Source organism: Celeribacter sp. SCSIO 80838 (assembly GCF_056498065.1).
Genome location: NZ_JAZKMA010000001.1, coordinates 842,334 through 856,210, shown reverse-complemented (window position 1 = coordinate 856,210; position 13,877 = coordinate 842,334). Strand labels below are relative to the sequence as shown.

Below are 13,877 nucleotides of genomic sequence, written 5' to 3'. Positions count from 1 at the left end.
CCCTCCCTTAGACTCGTTCTAAAACCTATCTGAATTTATCAGATTTATGCCGATGGCGGGAGGGTCCGAAATGGACGCGGACGAGATTGTGGAACTGGGCGAAGACAAGTCGCTTCTCTTGGTCGATGACGACGAACCGTTCCTACGGCGGCTGGCACGTGCGATGGAAAAACGCGGTTTCGATGTCGAGATGGCCGGTTCCGTCGCTGCGGGTCGGGCGATTGCCACGGCGCGCCCGCCGGCTTATGCGGTGGTCGATCTTCGGCTTGAGGACGGCAACGGTCTCGATGTGGTCGAGGTTCTGCGCGAAAAACGCCCGGACAGCCGCATCGTCGTTCTGACCGGGTATGGCGCCATTGCCACCGCCGTGGCCGCCGTGAAGATTGGCGCGACAGATTATCTGTCGAAACCCGCCGATGCCAATGACATCGTGCATGCGCTTTTGTCGACGAGCGACGAGCTTCCGCCGCCGCCGGAAAATCCGATGTCCGCCGACCGTGTGCGTTGGGAACATATTCAGCGGGTCTATGAGCTTTGCGACCGCAACGTCTCGGAAACCGCGCGTCGCCTCAACATGCACCGTCGCACGCTTCAACGTATTCTGGCGAAACGCTCCCCGCGCTAAACCGCTTCGGGCGCAAGCGTCTTCAGCCAGTCGATGAACAGCCGGGTGGAGGCGCGCTCCACCCCTTTTGGCGTGGCGGCGAAATAGGTGAAGTCCTGTCCGAGATCGTAGGGCAAGCGGACCAGCCCCCCGCTTTTCAGATCGTCGCTGACGGCGATTTCCGACACAAACGTCATCCCGACGCCCCGCACCACGGCCTGCACGCTTTCCGATTGGCCTTCGATGTAAATCGCCGAGGCTTTGCTGCCGTCCACACCGCATTTCCGCATCAGTTCAATGTCGTCCAGCTGAGCCCGCGATCTGATCCAAGGCATGTTTTGCAGCGGCAATTTCGCGATATCGCCCCCGTGTTTGCCAATCAGGATCGGACTGGCGACAAGGATGATCCGCGTGCTCCAAAGAGGTTCGACATCGACACCCGGCCAATTGCCGCTTCCGGTGCGGATGCCGAGATCGAATTGCCGCCGTTTCAGATCGTCGACCGAGCCCGAAGGCGTCAGGGAGACGGGAATATCGGGGTGATCGTCCCAAAATTGCCCGAGACGGGGAATGATAAAGGCATAGGACAGCGCGGGCGTACAGGTCACCCGAAGGCCACGCGATCTCGGGCCGTTACGCGCCTGAGCGATCCCGTCGGAAATCGTGGCAAACCCATCGGAAAGCGTCTCGGCCAATTGTCGTCCGGCCTCGGTGAGCGCCATCCCCCTGCCCTCACGTTGCAACAGTGTCAGCCCAAGATCCTTTTCCAGTGCGCGCACCTGCTGCGTGATCGCGGCATGGGTGACGTTCAGCGCCCGGCCCGCGGCGGTAAACGAGCCGAGGCGCGCGGTCGCCTCAAACGCGCGCAGGGTGGAGAGCGAAGGCATATGGCGCCAGTCGATGTCGGGCATATGTAATTTCTATTTACAGTTTCGAAAAATCCCTGAGTGGATCACTTTCATCATAGGTAATAGATGAAGCCAATGTCGAGCTTTTCGGGAGTAAACCCATGTTACAGATAATCGCAAATGAGATGATGCGCGGGCCGGATATGACCTCCCCGGAGGTGCAACATCGCCGCGAGATTCTGGCGCGCAAGCGTATGACAGGCAAAGCCGCCCGCGCCGCATGGGTTCAGAAATTTCTGGCGTTTCCCGGAAAGCTCGGCCTTTTTTCAGGGGCGCATAAGATCAAAGCGCAGCCATCAGCTCCGCATGTCTCTGCGTGAACGCATGACGCGTCTCGACCGGCGGGCGCAGATGAATGCGTAAATCGCCGACCAGATCGGGTTTCATCCGGCCAAAGAATTTGTTGCTCTCATCCTCTGAAAACCCGGCGATCTGAGTGGCTTCCAACCAGGCGGAGACATTGTCCGCTTTCTTGATCTTTTTCTTGATCGTCGCCGGAATCTTCGCGGGCAATCCAAACCGGATATGGATCGCCGCGGTCAGCCGTTCGTCCAACGCGCCGTAATCGGGGCCGATGGCGGCCTTCACCGGCGAAATCATATCGCCGATCACATATTCCGGCGCATCGTGCAAAAGCGCGGCGAGCTGCCATTTGATCGGCTCTTTCGGGTAGAGGCGGCGGAAAATCTCTTCGACCAGAATGGAATGTTCGGCGACGGAATAGGCGAAATCGCCCCGCGTCTGGCCGTTCCAACGCGCGACGAAGGCCAGCCCATGGGCAATGTCCTCGATCTCGATATCCATCGGCGTCGGGTCGAGCAGGTCGAGCCTGCGTCCCGACAGCATCCTTTGCCATGCGCGCGTCTGTGCCATGTGATCCTCTTTCGTATCACGCTTAGGTATCTCTGCACCCGCCGGGTTTCCACGATTTTTCGCGCCTTAACCTTAAATCAATGGCTCTGCGTTGTAAGGAAGGGGTCAAGCTGCTAACCAGCCTTCAAACGTTCATGTTCAAGCAGGAGCCACCGATGGGCACCGATTATATTGTCAAAGACATCTCTCTCGCGGAGTTCGGGCGCAAGGAGCTCGATATCGCCGAAACCGAAATGCCGGGGCTGATGGCTCTGCGCGCGGAATATGGCGCGAGCAAACCGCTCAAAGGTGCGCGGATCGCCGGTTCCCTGCATATGACGATCCAGACGGCGGTTCTGATCGAAACGCTGGTGGCGCTTGGCGCGGATGTGCGCTGGGCCTCGTGCAACATCTTCTCGACGCAGGATCACGCGGCGGCGGCGATTGCGGCGGCGGGCATTCCGGTTTTCGCGACCAAGGGCGAAACCCTTGTCGAATATTGGGATTATGCCGACAAGATTTTCATGTTCGGGGAAGGTACCTGCAACATGATCCTCGACGATGGCGGGGACGCGACGCTTTACATCCTTCTTGGCGCGCGTGTCGAAGCCGGTGAAACCGGCCTGATCGAAGTGCCGACCTCTGAGGAGGAAGTGGCGCTGTTCAACCAGATCAAGAAGCGTCTCAAAGACAGCCCGGGCTGGTTCACCAAACAGCGGGATGCGATCAAAGGCGTGTCCGAAGAGACCACCACCGGCGTGCACCGTCTTTACGAGCTGGTGAAAAAAGGCCTCCTGCCCTTCCCCGCGATCAACGTGAACGACTCGGTCACCAAATCGAAATTCGACAACAAATACGGCTGCAAGGAATCGCTCGTCGACGGCATTCGTCGTGCGACCGATGTGATGATGGCCGGGAAAGTGGCCGTCGTTTGTGGCTATGGCGATGTGGGCAAAGGTTCCGCGGCCTCTCTGCGCGGGGCCGGTGCGCGTGTGAAAGTGACCGAAGTCGATCCGATCTGTGCGCTTCAGGCGGCGATGGACGGGTTCGAGGTGGTGCTGCTCGAAGATGTGGTGAAAGACGCCGACATCTTCATCACCACCACCGGCAACAAGGACATCATCCGCATCGAGCATATGCGCGAGATGAAGAACATGGCCATCGTCGGCAACATCGGCCATTTCGACAATGAAATTCAGGTCGCGGCGCTCAAGAACCACAAATGGACCAACATCAAGGATCAGGTGGACATGATCGAAATGCCCTCGGGCAACAAGATCATCCTTTTGTCCGAAGGTCGCCTTCTGAACCTCGGCAACGCCACCGGTCACCCGTCCTTCGTGATGTCCGCCTCCTTTACCAACCAGGTGCTGGCCCAGATCGAGCTCTGGACCAACAACGACAAATACGAGAATGACGTCTACATTCTGCCGAAACACCTCGATGAGAAAGTGGCGCGTCTGCACCTCGACCGGATCGGCGTCAAACTGACGCAACTGTCAAAGGAACAGGCGGATTACATCGGTGTGACCCAGGACGGTCCGTTCAAACCGGAACATTACCGCTACTGAGGTGATGACATTTGACTGGGCCCTCTCGTGACGTCACGAGGGGGCCTTTTTCATGAAAGTTTTCCCTTTGTATCGGACGGGCTTGCCACTAGGCTCACCCCCGAGCCTGAAATGGCTTTTGTGATGAGCCTGAAACTCTTTGATGGTGGGAGACCGACTATGGGAAAACGTGACGACCTGATCGCGAAATATGCCGAAGATCTGAAATCCAAATGCGGCATGGAGCCGGACATGGATCTTTTGACGAAAGTGACCATCGGCTGCGGTCCGGCAATCTATAATGACGACGCCTCCACCGTGGCGGCGTCTCAGGACAGCGAGCTCGAGACCGTCAAGAACAATTTCCTCATCAAGAAACTCGGCCTTGCCGATGGTCCGGACCTGATGGACGGCATCAACGCGGCGATCGAAACCTACGGTCAGTCCGAACGCAACAAATACCGCGCGGTGTTCTACTACCTTCTGGTCAAGCATTTCGGCAAAGAAGCCGTTTACGCCTGATCGGCCGGATAGCGCGACAGGGCCGCTCCGACAGGGGCGGCTTTGTTGTATCCGGGGCGACGCGTTAAGCAGAGGTTTCGAATTCATCTCCAACCTGAATCACTTCGGATTTGCGTGGAATCGCGAAAAACCCTAGGTTGAATGCACGGACCAGGACGGCCCGGACCCTTGAAATTCGAACACGTGTGGTGCTTGGGAGCACGTGGGGTGGTGGAGGGTTCCGGGGGGTCGGAACCCTCCTTTTTTCATAACATCATCAGATGGCGAATATGCGTTCAGGACGGATCGGTTTCACCGAGTTCGCACACGATTGCCCATTCTTCATCGGTGACCGGTTGAACCGACAGACGACTGTTATTGACGAGCACCATGTCCTTGAGCCGCGGGTCTTCCTTGCACATGGCCAGTGTCACCGGTTTGGTGAACGGGCGCACGGCCTTGATGTCCACGCATTCCCAACGCGGATCATTCGCCTTGCTGTCCGGATGCGCTTCGGCGCAGACCTCAACGATCCCGACAATCTCGGTTTCCTTGCGCGAATGGTAAAAGAACCCGCGCTCGCCAAGCTTCATCGCCCGCATGTTGTTGCGCGCCTGATAGTTGCGCACGCCGTCCCATTCCTCGCCAACCTCGCCTTTGGCAACCTGCTGATCCCAGGACCAGACCTCCGCTTCGGATTTGAAAAGCCAGTGTGCCATCAGCCGATCACCTGTTTCCAGGCTTCGATGCGCACATCGGCGAACAGCCCTGCCTTGGCATAGGGATCGTTCGCGGCCCAAGCTTTCGCCGCTTCGAGGTCTTCGACTTCGATGATCACGAGAGAGCCGCACATGTTGCCCTCCGCATCGAGAAACGGCCCGGCGCGCTCGACCACGCCACAGGTTTTCAGGTATTCGACATGATCCGGACGAGTGTCGAGCCGGATTTGCAGCCCGCCGGGCTTGTCGGTGGAAATGACCGCGTATTTCATGGATTACTCCCTTTTCAATGGGCGGGCGAGCAGGACCTCGGCCGCCTCGGATATGGATATCTGGCCGTTCAGGATTTGGGTGACGGCCGTCGTGATTGGCATATCAATCCCGAGACCCTGAGACAAACGCGCAACCGCCTGCGCCGTTGCGACACCTTCGACCGTCACAGTCGGGTCGATGGCGGTACCGGTCCCGAGTTTCAGCCCGTGCGAATAGTTCCGCGATTTTTCGGAGGTGCAGGTCAGGACCAGATCGCCAAAGCCCGACAGGCCGGAAAGTGTCGCAGGATCGGCACCAAGGCGGAGCGCGAGCCGCTGCATCTCGGCAAAGCCGCGGGTCATCAGGGCGGCGCGCGCACTTTCTCCGAGCCCCGCCCCGATGGCGAGGCCACAGGCGATGGCAATGACATTCTTGAGCGCGCCGCCGAATTCGACACCGAGGGGATCGAGGCTGGAATAGAGGCGAATATTCTCTGTGGTGAGCAGGGATTGCAGCCGGTCCACGGTATCCTGACGACGCCCGGCCAGGGTCAGTGCCGTGGGCAAGCCATCGGCGATGTCGACGGCGAAAGACGGGCCGGAGAGAATGGCGATTTCGGCCTCTGGCAGCGTGTCTTCGAGCACCGCGAGAGGCCCGCGTTCGGATCTGAGATCGACTCCCTTGCAACAGCAGACGAGCGTTTTGTGCTGGATCAGGGTTTTGTTTGCTTCACAAAAACCGGCGAGTTGCTGCATCGGAACGGCGAGCAAAAGGATCGGTGCGATGCACGCATCGGCGAGATCGGACGTCGCGGCGAGGCTTTCGGGAAAGGCTTTGCCAGGCAGGCGGAGAAGATTCTCACGCGCGGTTTGCATGGCGGATACCGCCTCGTCAGACCGTGCCCAAAGCGTAATCTTGCGACCGGAGCGCGCCAGTGAAATGGCCAGTGCGGTTCCGAACGCGCCTGCGCCGAGGACGGAAATCTCACTCACGACCTGTCTCTCCCCTGTCTGCGCGGCTCTGCAAGATTGTTTAACCGCCCTTTGGGAGGTATCACCGGGAGAGACACCAGACAATCCCGAGACCGATTTTGCCCGTACCGCTCCTGATCACACGCCCGCTGAACGACGCCGAACGCCTGGCGGAGGAGGTGCGGGGGCTTGTGCCGGGCATTTCCGTGATCCTGGCGCCAGTGCTGGAAATCCGTCCCCTGCCCTTTGAACCACCCTCTGAACCTGTCGATCTTGTGCTGATCAGCTCGCAACATGCGATCACGGCGGCGCTGAGTTGTGAGAATCTGCCGGTGGTCTGCGTCGGGGCTGCCACGGCCCGCAAAGCCGCGGATGCGGGTTTGACGGTTTTGGCCACCTACCCGACCGCCGATGATCTGGTGCATGGTCTGACGGAGCGAAAAGGCCTCAAGGCGCTGCACCTCCATGGTCGTCACACCCGCGGTCACGTGGCCGAAAGGCTCACATTGGCTGGATTAGAGACGCAAGAGCGCATGGTGTACGATCAGATCGCCCGGCGTTGGACAGCGGGTGAGCAGCGCCGGATTTTCGCGGAACCGCAGCTTGTCGTGCCGCTCTATTCGCCGCGCTCGGCGCAGATTTTGTCGGAGAATTTTGTCGGCTATGCCGGAGAATTGACGCTTGTTGCGATTTCCGAAGCCTGTCGGGAGGCATGGTCCGGTCCGGTGGCAAAGACCATTTGTGTTGCGGAACACCCCGATGGCGAAACCATGAAACGTGCGATTGCCTCAAAGCTTTCCTGATCGCGACTTGAGAGCGCAGGCCTCAGGGTCTAAGTTTCCAGTGCGATCGTAAAATTGGTTCTGGAATCGAAAGGTTAGTCTCATGCCAGGTGATAAAGAAACCCCGCTGGACGCCGTGAAAAACGACGAAAACGAGGTTCAGGATCAAGAGGTTGCCGTCGGGGAGGACGCAATCGATGCCACGACGGGGGAAGAGGCGCCGGAGGTGAAGGACGAAGAGGCCGAGACGGAGGATCGCTCCGAGTCGCTTGAAGCGGAGCCTGTTGTGCCCGAACCTGTCACGGAAGAGGAAAAGGTCGCACCGGCCCCTGCCCCGACAGCGGTCAAACGCGGTGGATTTGTGCCGATGCTGCTGGGCGGGGTAATCTGTGTCGCTCTGGGCTATGGCGCTGCGAATTTCGTGAAGCCCGACGGCTGGCCCTTCCCCGGCACCAACACCGAGGAGCTCGCGCAGGAGATCACCGCGCTGAAAGCGCAACTCGCCGAGATGCAAAGCACCAGCGTGGCGCAGGGGAAAACGCAGACTGCGGCGCAGGAGGCGTTGCGCACGAGGCTGGATCAGAAACTCTCCGAAATGGACAAGAGCGCCGAGATTGCGGCGCTGTCGGATCGGATCAAAGGGTTCGAGGATCGGGTGACGGAGATCGAGGCGCGCCCGGTGGCGGAGGCCATTGTCTCTCCGGAAGCGACGGCGGCTTATGAGCGCCAGTTGGCGCAGATGCAGGATCTGCTCAACAGCGAAATCGCCCGTCTCGAAGAGGCCAAGGACAAGGCCGTCGCCGAAGAAACTGCGGCGCGTGCCGCGACGGCCAAGGCGCGTCTGCAAACGCTGGTCGATGCCGGAGAACCTTTTGCGGAGGCTCTGACGGATGTTGGCGGCAATCTGCCGCAGGCGTTGAAAGACGCGGCGCAGACCGGCATTCCGAGCGTGACGCAATTGCAGGAAGGCTATGCCGAAGCTGCGCGCAAGGCGCTGGTTGCGGCGTCGCGTGCGGCCTATGAGGCTGGGGAGGAAAGCTGGTTCCAGACTGTTCTGCGCACGCAGATCGGATTGCGGTCCACCAAGCCGAAAGAGGGAGACGATGCGGATGCGATTCTGTCGCGGGCCGAACAATCGGTGCGTGACGGGCTGTTTGCAAAGGCGATTGCGACACTTGAGGCCTTGCCGGAGGCGGGCAAGGCGGAGATGCAGCCCTGGATCGCCGAGGCGCAAAAACGGGTGGATGCGATGACTGCCCTCGATGAAATTCTTGGTCAGTAAGGGAGGTTCAACATGCTCTGGTCCCTCGTCAAAATCGTTCTTTTTGTCCTGATTGTCGCCGGGCTTGCTTATGGCGGCATGGTTCTCATGGATATGGACGGCGGTGCGCAAATCGCGTTCGGCTCGGTCGAGATCAGCCTGACGCCTCTGAAGGCCGTTCTGGCACTGATCGCTTTGGTGGTCGCGATTTATGTGGCCTTGAAATTGCTTGGACTTCTTGTGGCGGTGCTGAAATTCCTGCTCGGCGATGAAACCGCGATCTCGCGCTATTTCGACCGCAACCGCGAGAAAAAGGGCATCGAGGCGGTGACCGACGGTTTGATGGCGCTGGCGTCCGGCGATGGTCGGCAGGCTTTGGCCAAGGCGGCGAAGGTGGAGAAATACCTTCAGAAACCTGAGCTGACCAATCTTTTGAAAGCGCAGGCGGCGATGATGAATGGCGACAAGCTGACCGCCGAACGGGCCTTCAAACAGCTCGTGGCCGATGAGCGCACCCGGTTTGTCGGCGTTCAGGGCATCATGAAGCAAAAGCTCGAAGAGGGCGACACGGATACGGCGCTGAAACTGGCCGAGAAAGCTTTCGCCCTGAAACCCAAGCATGAGGAAACGCAGGACATTCTGCTGCGCCTTCAGGCCGAAAAAGGCGATTGGTCCGCCGCGCGTGGCACGCTGTCGGCCAAGCTGAAACACGGTGCGATTCCGCGCGACGTGCACAAGCGTCGCGATGCGGTTCTGGCGCTGTCGCAGGCGAAAGGTGTGTTCGAGAAAGGTGCGAGCATCGAGGCGCGGGAAGCCGCGATCGAGGCCAACAAGAAATCGCCGGACCTGATCCCGGCGGCGGTCATGGCCTCCGACGAATATGTCGCGGAGGGCAAGGGGCGGCAGGCCGCGCGGGTGCTCAAAAAGGCATGGGAGGCCCAGCCGCACCCCGATCTCGCAGCGGCTTTTGCCCGTATCGAACCGAAGGAAACCCCGGAGCAACGCCTCAAACGCTTCAGTGCCCTGACCAAGGTGCATCCCGAGGACCCGGAAACCAAGATGCTTCTGGCTGAGCTTTACATTGCGGCAGAGGATTTTCCGGCGGCGCGGCGAGCGCTGGGCGATCTGGCGGAGATCAATCCGACGGCGCGCAGTCTGACGATTCTGGCCGCGATCGAGCGGGGTGAGGGGGCCGACGATGTTGTGGTGCGCGGCTGGCTGACCCGGGCGCTGACCGCACCGCGTGGGCCGCAATGGGTTTGTGACAAATGCCAGACGATCCATGCGCAATGGGCACCGGTCTGCGAGAATTGCGGCGGGTTCGACACGCTGAGCTGGCGCAAACCGACACATTCCGAGGTTGCGATGCCTGCGGGCACCGAGATGCTGCCAATGATTGTGGGGGCCGTGCCGGAGATCGAAGAGGTGGAAACCGTCGAGGAGGAGGTGATCGACAGGCCTTCCATGGTCGATGTGACCCCGCCCGAGTCCGAGGAAAAAGCCAAGGTTGAAAATTAGGGCTACACACCTTTGAAAGAGGGTGGTAAAGACCCGTTCACGCCGGAAGCGCCGTCTTCCGGCATAGGAAAGTGCCGGTGTAGCTCAGCTGGTAGAGCACGTCATTCGTAATGATGGGGTCGGGGGTTCGAGTCCCTTCACCGGCACCACTTTCCAAAGTTGTAATTGGACCATAAGAGTACGGATTTGGAGCATTAAGCTGCCAAAACGCGGTCAATATGGGAAATCCATCACAAAATCGTTTTGTGTTAAGCACAATACCCGCATAGCTAGGCAGCGTCGGTGACAGCTATGAGTTCAAGCAGGTCCGCGCAGCGGATCAAATGATCTGGGGGATCATTTGAATGCGCAGAACGCTTTGGCCGAGACAATCAATGGTCTCTTCAAGGCGGAGGTCATCCACCGCCGTGGCCCGTGGCGCAGTCTGGACGCCGTAGAATACGCCACTCTGGAAGGGGTCGATTGGTTCAACAATCGCGTCGATGCAATGCATCAACCCTCGAACCGATCGGAAACATCCCCCCGGTGGAAGCAGAGGCAAACTTCTACGCAGCTCTGGAAACTGAAACAATGGCCGCATAACTTAATCCAAACGGCCTCCAGCAAACCCGGGGTGGTTCATTACGGTTCCGAGCAGGTCGATTATTGACGGCTGGCTTCCGATGCGGGAGCGGTCGCCGAGCTTGGTCGGGTGTTGCGCGACTCTCCTGCCGCGGAGGGAAATCACCATGCCATCACAGGTTTGGATGGGTTCGTGGCATCCGATGCGCCGTTGACTGAGACGGGAGAGTTGGTTCTGTCCATTGGCGGACATGGAGAGTGAAAGCGGAAATCGGCTTTGGACGCGCACAGGCACTCTCGGTTTCTGTGCATTTGGAAATCCGTATTCTCGCATCTTGTAATCGTGGCGTTTCGCCAGACTGATTTGCTTCGCGTGATGTGTTGCGATCGGCTATCGTTGAAGTGTTATGAGTGGTCAGTTTGGAGAGTGACAAGCCGGGGCCAACCGCGCCCGGGCTTGTTTCGATCATGTCTTGAGCGTCTCTGACAAGGCCTTTTCAACCCGTTTGGCGACGTCCTCCAACACCTCTTCCGCCAGCGCGACGCCGAACCCGGCTGTTTTGGCGGCCTGCAAAAAGTGGCGCGGGACCTCTTCGTTGATGCGATAATGGCCTTCCACCGCCATGGCGAGACGCATCTGGTTCTGCCGGATCTGGCCTTCGTCGACAGCTTTTTGCGCGCTCAAGACGTCGTAGAGCGGCGTCATGCGGAAGCCGCCCGGGCGGAGCGCGATGCTGAAATTCTTGGCGTGACCGTCCGTCGCGCCCAAAAGCCAGAACAGGACTTGCGCACGGAAGAAGGCACGCTGATCTGCAGCGGGCTCATCGCTGTCCGAGAGATTGATCCCGTTCGGCAACACGCCGAGTTGGGTTTTTAGGATATGGGTCGTGGGCGTGAGACCCGAGGGCCTGATCCAGTCACCATTGTGGCGCAGAAGTGCGGTTTTTCCCTGCGCGCCTGCTATGGAGACGCGGAAATCGTCATCTTCATCAAGGCCAATCGGGGCGCTCGCAAGATTGCGCAACACCGCAGCGATCTGCGCCTCTGTCACCGGCTCGCCCGCGAGCGCTCCCACCTCGGGGACCTCGCCCGAAACGAATTGTAGTGCGCCCACGCAGTCGCGCACGAGCTTTTCCAGCATGTGCCAGGCATCCGTGCCGCCTGCGCGCACCCGCGCTGCCACGCGCTCTCGGATCATCTGATTGTCGGGGAGCAGATTTTCCAGATAGGCAATGACCGGCGGGCCCTGATGGCTGTCTTCGCGCAATGGCAGCGAGATCGAGATCGGCATAGCGTGTTCCCACGACAGCCAGCCTTGATCATAGGTGAAGCCGATCGCGCCGGAGCTGGTCAGGTGCAGATGTCCAACCAGCCTCCCGTTCAGAAGCACCTGCATCATGCCACTGTGTCCGCGCCGGCTTGATTTCTTGGGGGCTATCAGAAGATATCCTCGATCTCGACTGAGCCCCCGCGTTCGACCAGTCGGAATTCAAGCCCGAGAGCCGACATGACGGCGAGCAGTGTTGCCAGCTTGGTGCCTGCATCGCCATTCTCAAGTGAGGAAATCGTTGCCACACGCAAATTGGTGCGGGTGCTGATGTCACTCTGTGTCCAGCCGTGCGCCTTTCGCGCGCGACGGATCGCTTCTCCGATTTGTTCGGCGGTTCTGGCTGAGAGGTTCACGATGCGGCTCCTTTTACGGCAGAGCCTAAATCAAACAAATTACGCCAAAACGTAAATTGATGGTGTTTACGCTATAAAGTAAATTATGGACTGAAACGCACCTTCGGTCTGGGTCCCTGTGCTCTCGCCGAGGCAATCTTCATGCTCGAGCCCCGCTTCCCAACATGAAGCTTTCCGGAAAAGCAGAGCTTTTGCCCACTCACGAAAAATTTGCCACAGAGCCTTATTTCAAGGGTGTCGTGGAAGCAAATGAGGAACTGTCTGTTTCGCTCCCAGATTAGATCACAGAGAAAGCGTGTTTTTGTGACTTTCTCTGTGATCCGTGCGCGGCGAGTGTCATGACAAAGAGTGGTTTTGCTTTTCTACCACGACACACATCGCATCAGGGGTTACATTTTACATTCGTCGGCATATGCATCCGACATGTTTTCAACGATAGTGGCCTGGTTCGACAGAACATACTGACCGCTTTCGTCTTTCTCGATCTGGCCCAGATACATGGATTCAATCGGGTGGTTGTTGGTGTTGAATTTAAAGGCTCCGCGCACGGAATCAAACGGCGCAGTCGTCATTGCGTCACGCACCGCCTCAAGATCATCGGCACCGCCTGCGGCTGTGATTGAACCGTCGATCAGACGCAGCGAGTCGTAGGCCATGGCCGCAAAGGCCGAGGGCAGGGTGCCGTATTTCTCTTGGTAGGCGGCGACGAACTGCGCGTTTGCCGGGTTGTCGAGATCATAGGTCCACGGGGTTGAAGCGTAGACGCCCAAACCGGCATCGCCCACGGCCTCATTCGCGGCACCATTGAAGAGCGTGTAAACCGTGTAGAGCGGCGTATCCGCTTTTGCGCCCGACTGGTCGTATTGCTTGACGAATTGGATGCCGAGACCGCCCGGATAGAACGCGAAAACCGCTTCTGGCGATGCGGCTTTCATTGCCGTCAATTCAGCAGAGAAGTCGGTTTGCTCCAGTGAGGTGTAAACTTCACCCAGAATTTCGCCTTTGAAGGTGCGTTTGAAGCCCTCCATCACGTCGCGGCCAGCCTGATAGTTCGGGGCAAGAAGATAGACTTTTTGGATGCCCTGATCATTCATATAGGTGCCCGCAGCTTCGGCCGGCTGATCGTTCTGATACGGCGCGGCGAAGTAGTAGGGGTTGCACTCTTCCCCCGCGAGCGGGGCCGGGGCGGGGTTGGGGCTGATCAGGATCGTCTTGGCGCGGACGACCGGGCGGTGCACGGCCATCATCACGTTCGAAAAGCTCGGCCCGATCACGAAATCGACTTTCTCGGAACGCACCAGCTTTTCCGCAGCTTGCTTGCCGATGTCGGGTTTGCGTTGGTCATCTTCGTAGATCAGCTCGGCATCAACGCCGCCGAGTTTGCCGCCAAGTTGTTCGTAGGCAAGATCAACGCCGTTGCGCATTTCTTCGCCCAGAACCGCGCCCGGACCGGACAAGGAAAAGATCAGCCCGACCTTCACATCCGCATAAGCAGCAGAGGCCAACCCGCAGCTTGCGACCAGTGTGGTCATCGCCAGTTTCGTCATAAGTTTCATTTCGTGCTCCCGTGTTGGATAGTTTTATTATTGTTGTATATTAATTTCCTTTGCCGGGATTCGGTCAACATAAACTTGATTTTTTCCGTCAGTTTCGCGGAATTGAGCGAAAAAGTGGCAGTTATGACTTGCGGCCGATGTTTGTCTATTCTTCTGACT

The 13,877-nt window shown here is 58.7% G+C and carries 14 protein-coding genes, 1 tRNA gene and 1 pseudogene; 8 read left to right on the top strand and 8 right to left on the bottom strand.

Annotation, left to right across the window (positions count from 1 at the left end):
- Positions 1-70 precede the first annotated feature (70 nt).
- Positions 71-625, top strand: coding sequence for an ActR/PrrA/RegA family redox response regulator transcription factor (locus V1475_RS04170; RefSeq protein WP_434289770.1), 555 nt, complete (start codon positions 71-73; stop codon positions 623-625).
- Here V1475_RS04170 and V1475_RS04165 read toward each other — a convergent pair.
- Together V1475_RS04165 and V1475_RS04160 are read right to left on the bottom strand one after the other, a co-directional pair.
- On the bottom strand, positions 622-1,515 hold the full coding sequence (locus V1475_RS04165) for a LysR family transcriptional regulator (RefSeq protein WP_479411752.1): 894 nt from the start codon (positions 1,513-1,515) through the stop codon (positions 622-624). The two genes, V1475_RS04170 and V1475_RS04165, sit on opposite strands and share 4 nt — an antisense overlap.
- A 279-nt stretch (positions 1,516-1,794) precedes the next feature.
- Positions 1,795-2,385 (bottom strand): HD domain-containing protein, encoded by a 591-nt coding sequence (locus tag V1475_RS04160; RefSeq protein ID WP_479411751.1) that lies wholly within the window; start codon positions 2,383-2,385, stop codon positions 1,795-1,797.
- A gap of 155 nt (positions 2,386-2,540) precedes the next feature.
- On the opposite strand from V1475_RS04160, the gene ahcY reads away from it, so the two are divergent.
- Together ahcY and V1475_RS04150 are read left to right on the top strand one after the other, a co-directional pair.
- Positions 2,541-3,935 (top strand): adenosylhomocysteinase, encoded by a 1,395-nt coding sequence (gene ahcY / locus V1475_RS04155; RefSeq protein WP_479411750.1) that lies wholly within the window; start codon positions 2,541-2,543, stop codon positions 3,933-3,935.
- A 159-nt stretch (positions 3,936-4,094) separates the two neighbouring features.
- The gene (locus V1475_RS04150) at positions 4,095-4,436 is read left to right on the top strand and encodes a DUF2853 family protein (RefSeq protein WP_479411749.1); all 342 of its coding nucleotides are present in this window, start codon (positions 4,095-4,097) and stop codon (positions 4,434-4,436) included.
- Positions 4,437-4,711: 275 nt separating this feature from the next.
- Here V1475_RS04150 and V1475_RS04145 read toward each other — a convergent pair whose 3' ends face one another.
- Genes V1475_RS04145 through V1475_RS04135 form a run of 3 tightly spaced genes read right to left on the bottom strand, consistent with a single transcriptional unit; the run spans position 4,712 to position 6,378 of the window.
- On the bottom strand, positions 4,712-5,134 hold the full coding sequence (locus V1475_RS04145) for an EVE domain-containing protein (protein ID WP_479411748.1): 423 nt from the start codon (positions 5,132-5,134) through the stop codon (positions 4,712-4,714).
- Positions 5,134-5,406 carry a YciI family protein gene (locus V1475_RS04140; protein WP_479411747.1) on the bottom strand — a complete coding sequence of 91 codons (273 nt, stop codon included), beginning with the start codon at positions 5,404-5,406 and terminating at the stop codon, positions 5,134-5,136. The genes V1475_RS04145 and V1475_RS04140 overlap by 1 nt, the downstream gene beginning before the upstream one ends.
- Positions 5,407-5,409: 3 nt before the next feature.
- Complete coding sequence (locus tag V1475_RS04135) at positions 5,410-6,378, bottom strand: NAD(P)H-dependent glycerol-3-phosphate dehydrogenase (RefSeq protein ID WP_479411746.1); 969 nt, start codon at positions 6,376-6,378, stop codon at positions 5,410-5,412.
- Positions 6,379-6,476: 98 nt separating this feature from the next.
- Between V1475_RS04135 and V1475_RS04130 the strand changes: the two genes are divergently transcribed.
- The 5 genes and pseudogenes from V1475_RS04130 to V1475_RS04110 all read left to right on the top strand — a co-directional run.
- On the top strand, positions 6,477-7,160 hold the full coding sequence (locus V1475_RS04130; RefSeq protein ID WP_479411745.1) for a uroporphyrinogen-III synthase: 684 nt from the start codon (positions 6,477-6,479) through the stop codon (positions 7,158-7,160).
- An 82-nt stretch (positions 7,161-7,242) separates the two neighbouring features.
- Positions 7,243-8,421, top strand: a complete 1,179-nt coding sequence (locus tag V1475_RS04125) for a COG4223 family protein (RefSeq protein WP_479411744.1) — start codon at positions 7,243-7,245, stop codon at positions 8,419-8,421.
- Positions 8,422-8,433: 12 nt separating this feature from the next.
- Entirely contained in the window at positions 8,434-9,918 is a 1,485-nt protein-coding gene (locus tag V1475_RS04120; protein WP_479411743.1) for a heme biosynthesis HemY N-terminal domain-containing protein, read from the top strand.
- 73 nt (positions 9,919-9,991) lie between these two features.
- Positions 9,992-10,067 (top strand) — tRNA-Thr (locus V1475_RS04115).
- 149 nt (positions 10,068-10,216) lie between these two features.
- A pseudogene (locus V1475_RS04110) lies at positions 10,217-10,500 on the top strand (IS3 family transposase); the annotation flags it as partial.
- A 445-nt stretch (positions 10,501-10,945) separates the two neighbouring features.
- On the opposite strand, the gene V1475_RS04105 reads toward V1475_RS04110, so the two are convergent.
- The 3 genes from V1475_RS04105 to V1475_RS04095 form a co-directional block, all read right to left on the bottom strand.
- Entirely contained in the window at positions 10,946-11,878 is a 933-nt protein-coding gene (locus tag V1475_RS04105) for a HipA domain-containing protein (protein WP_479411742.1), read from the bottom strand.
- Between the two features lie 38 nt (positions 11,879-11,916).
- Positions 11,917-12,162, bottom strand: a complete 246-nt coding sequence (locus V1475_RS04100) for a helix-turn-helix domain-containing protein (RefSeq protein WP_479411741.1) — start codon at positions 12,160-12,162, stop codon at positions 11,917-11,919.
- Between the two features lie 389 nt (positions 12,163-12,551).
- Positions 12,552-13,718 (bottom strand): ABC transporter substrate-binding protein, encoded by a 1,167-nt coding sequence (locus tag V1475_RS04095; RefSeq protein ID WP_479411740.1) that lies wholly within the window; start codon positions 13,716-13,718, stop codon positions 12,552-12,554.
- Between the last annotated feature and the right edge of the window lie 159 nt (positions 13,719-13,877).

Coding starts and splice junctions, on each gene's coding strand:
- V1475_RS04105 (WP_479411742.1), bottom strand. CDS start 11,878: ATGATGCAGGTGCTTCTGAACGGGAGGCTGGTTGGACATCTGCACCTG.
- V1475_RS04095 (WP_479411740.1), bottom strand. CDS start 13,718: ATGAAACTTATGACGAAACTGGCGATGACCACACTGGTCGCAAGCTGC.
- V1475_RS04140 (WP_479411747.1), bottom strand. CDS start 5,406: ATGAAATACGCGGTCATTTCCACCGACAAGCCCGGCGGGCTGCAAATC.
- V1475_RS04145 (WP_479411748.1), bottom strand. CDS start 5,134: ATGGCACACTGGCTTTTCAAATCCGAAGCGGAGGTCTGGTCCTGGGAT.
- V1475_RS04170 (WP_434289770.1), top strand. CDS start 71: ATGGACGCGGACGAGATTGTGGAACTGGGCGAAGACAAGTCGCTTCTC.
- V1475_RS04165 (WP_479411752.1), bottom strand. CDS start 1,515: ATGCCCGACATCGACTGGCGCCATATGCCTTCGCTCTCCACCCTGCGC.
- V1475_RS04160 (WP_479411751.1), bottom strand. CDS start 2,385: ATGGCACAGACGCGCGCATGGCAAAGGATGCTGTCGGGACGCAGGCTC.
- V1475_RS04120 (WP_479411743.1), top strand. CDS start 8,434: ATGCTCTGGTCCCTCGTCAAAATCGTTCTTTTTGTCCTGATTGTCGCC.
- V1475_RS04125 (WP_479411744.1), top strand. CDS start 7,243: ATGCCAGGTGATAAAGAAACCCCGCTGGACGCCGTGAAAAACGACGAA.
- V1475_RS04150 (WP_479411749.1), top strand. CDS start 4,095: ATGGGAAAACGTGACGACCTGATCGCGAAATATGCCGAAGATCTGAAA.
- ahcY (WP_479411750.1), top strand. CDS start 2,541: ATGGGCACCGATTATATTGTCAAAGACATCTCTCTCGCGGAGTTCGGG.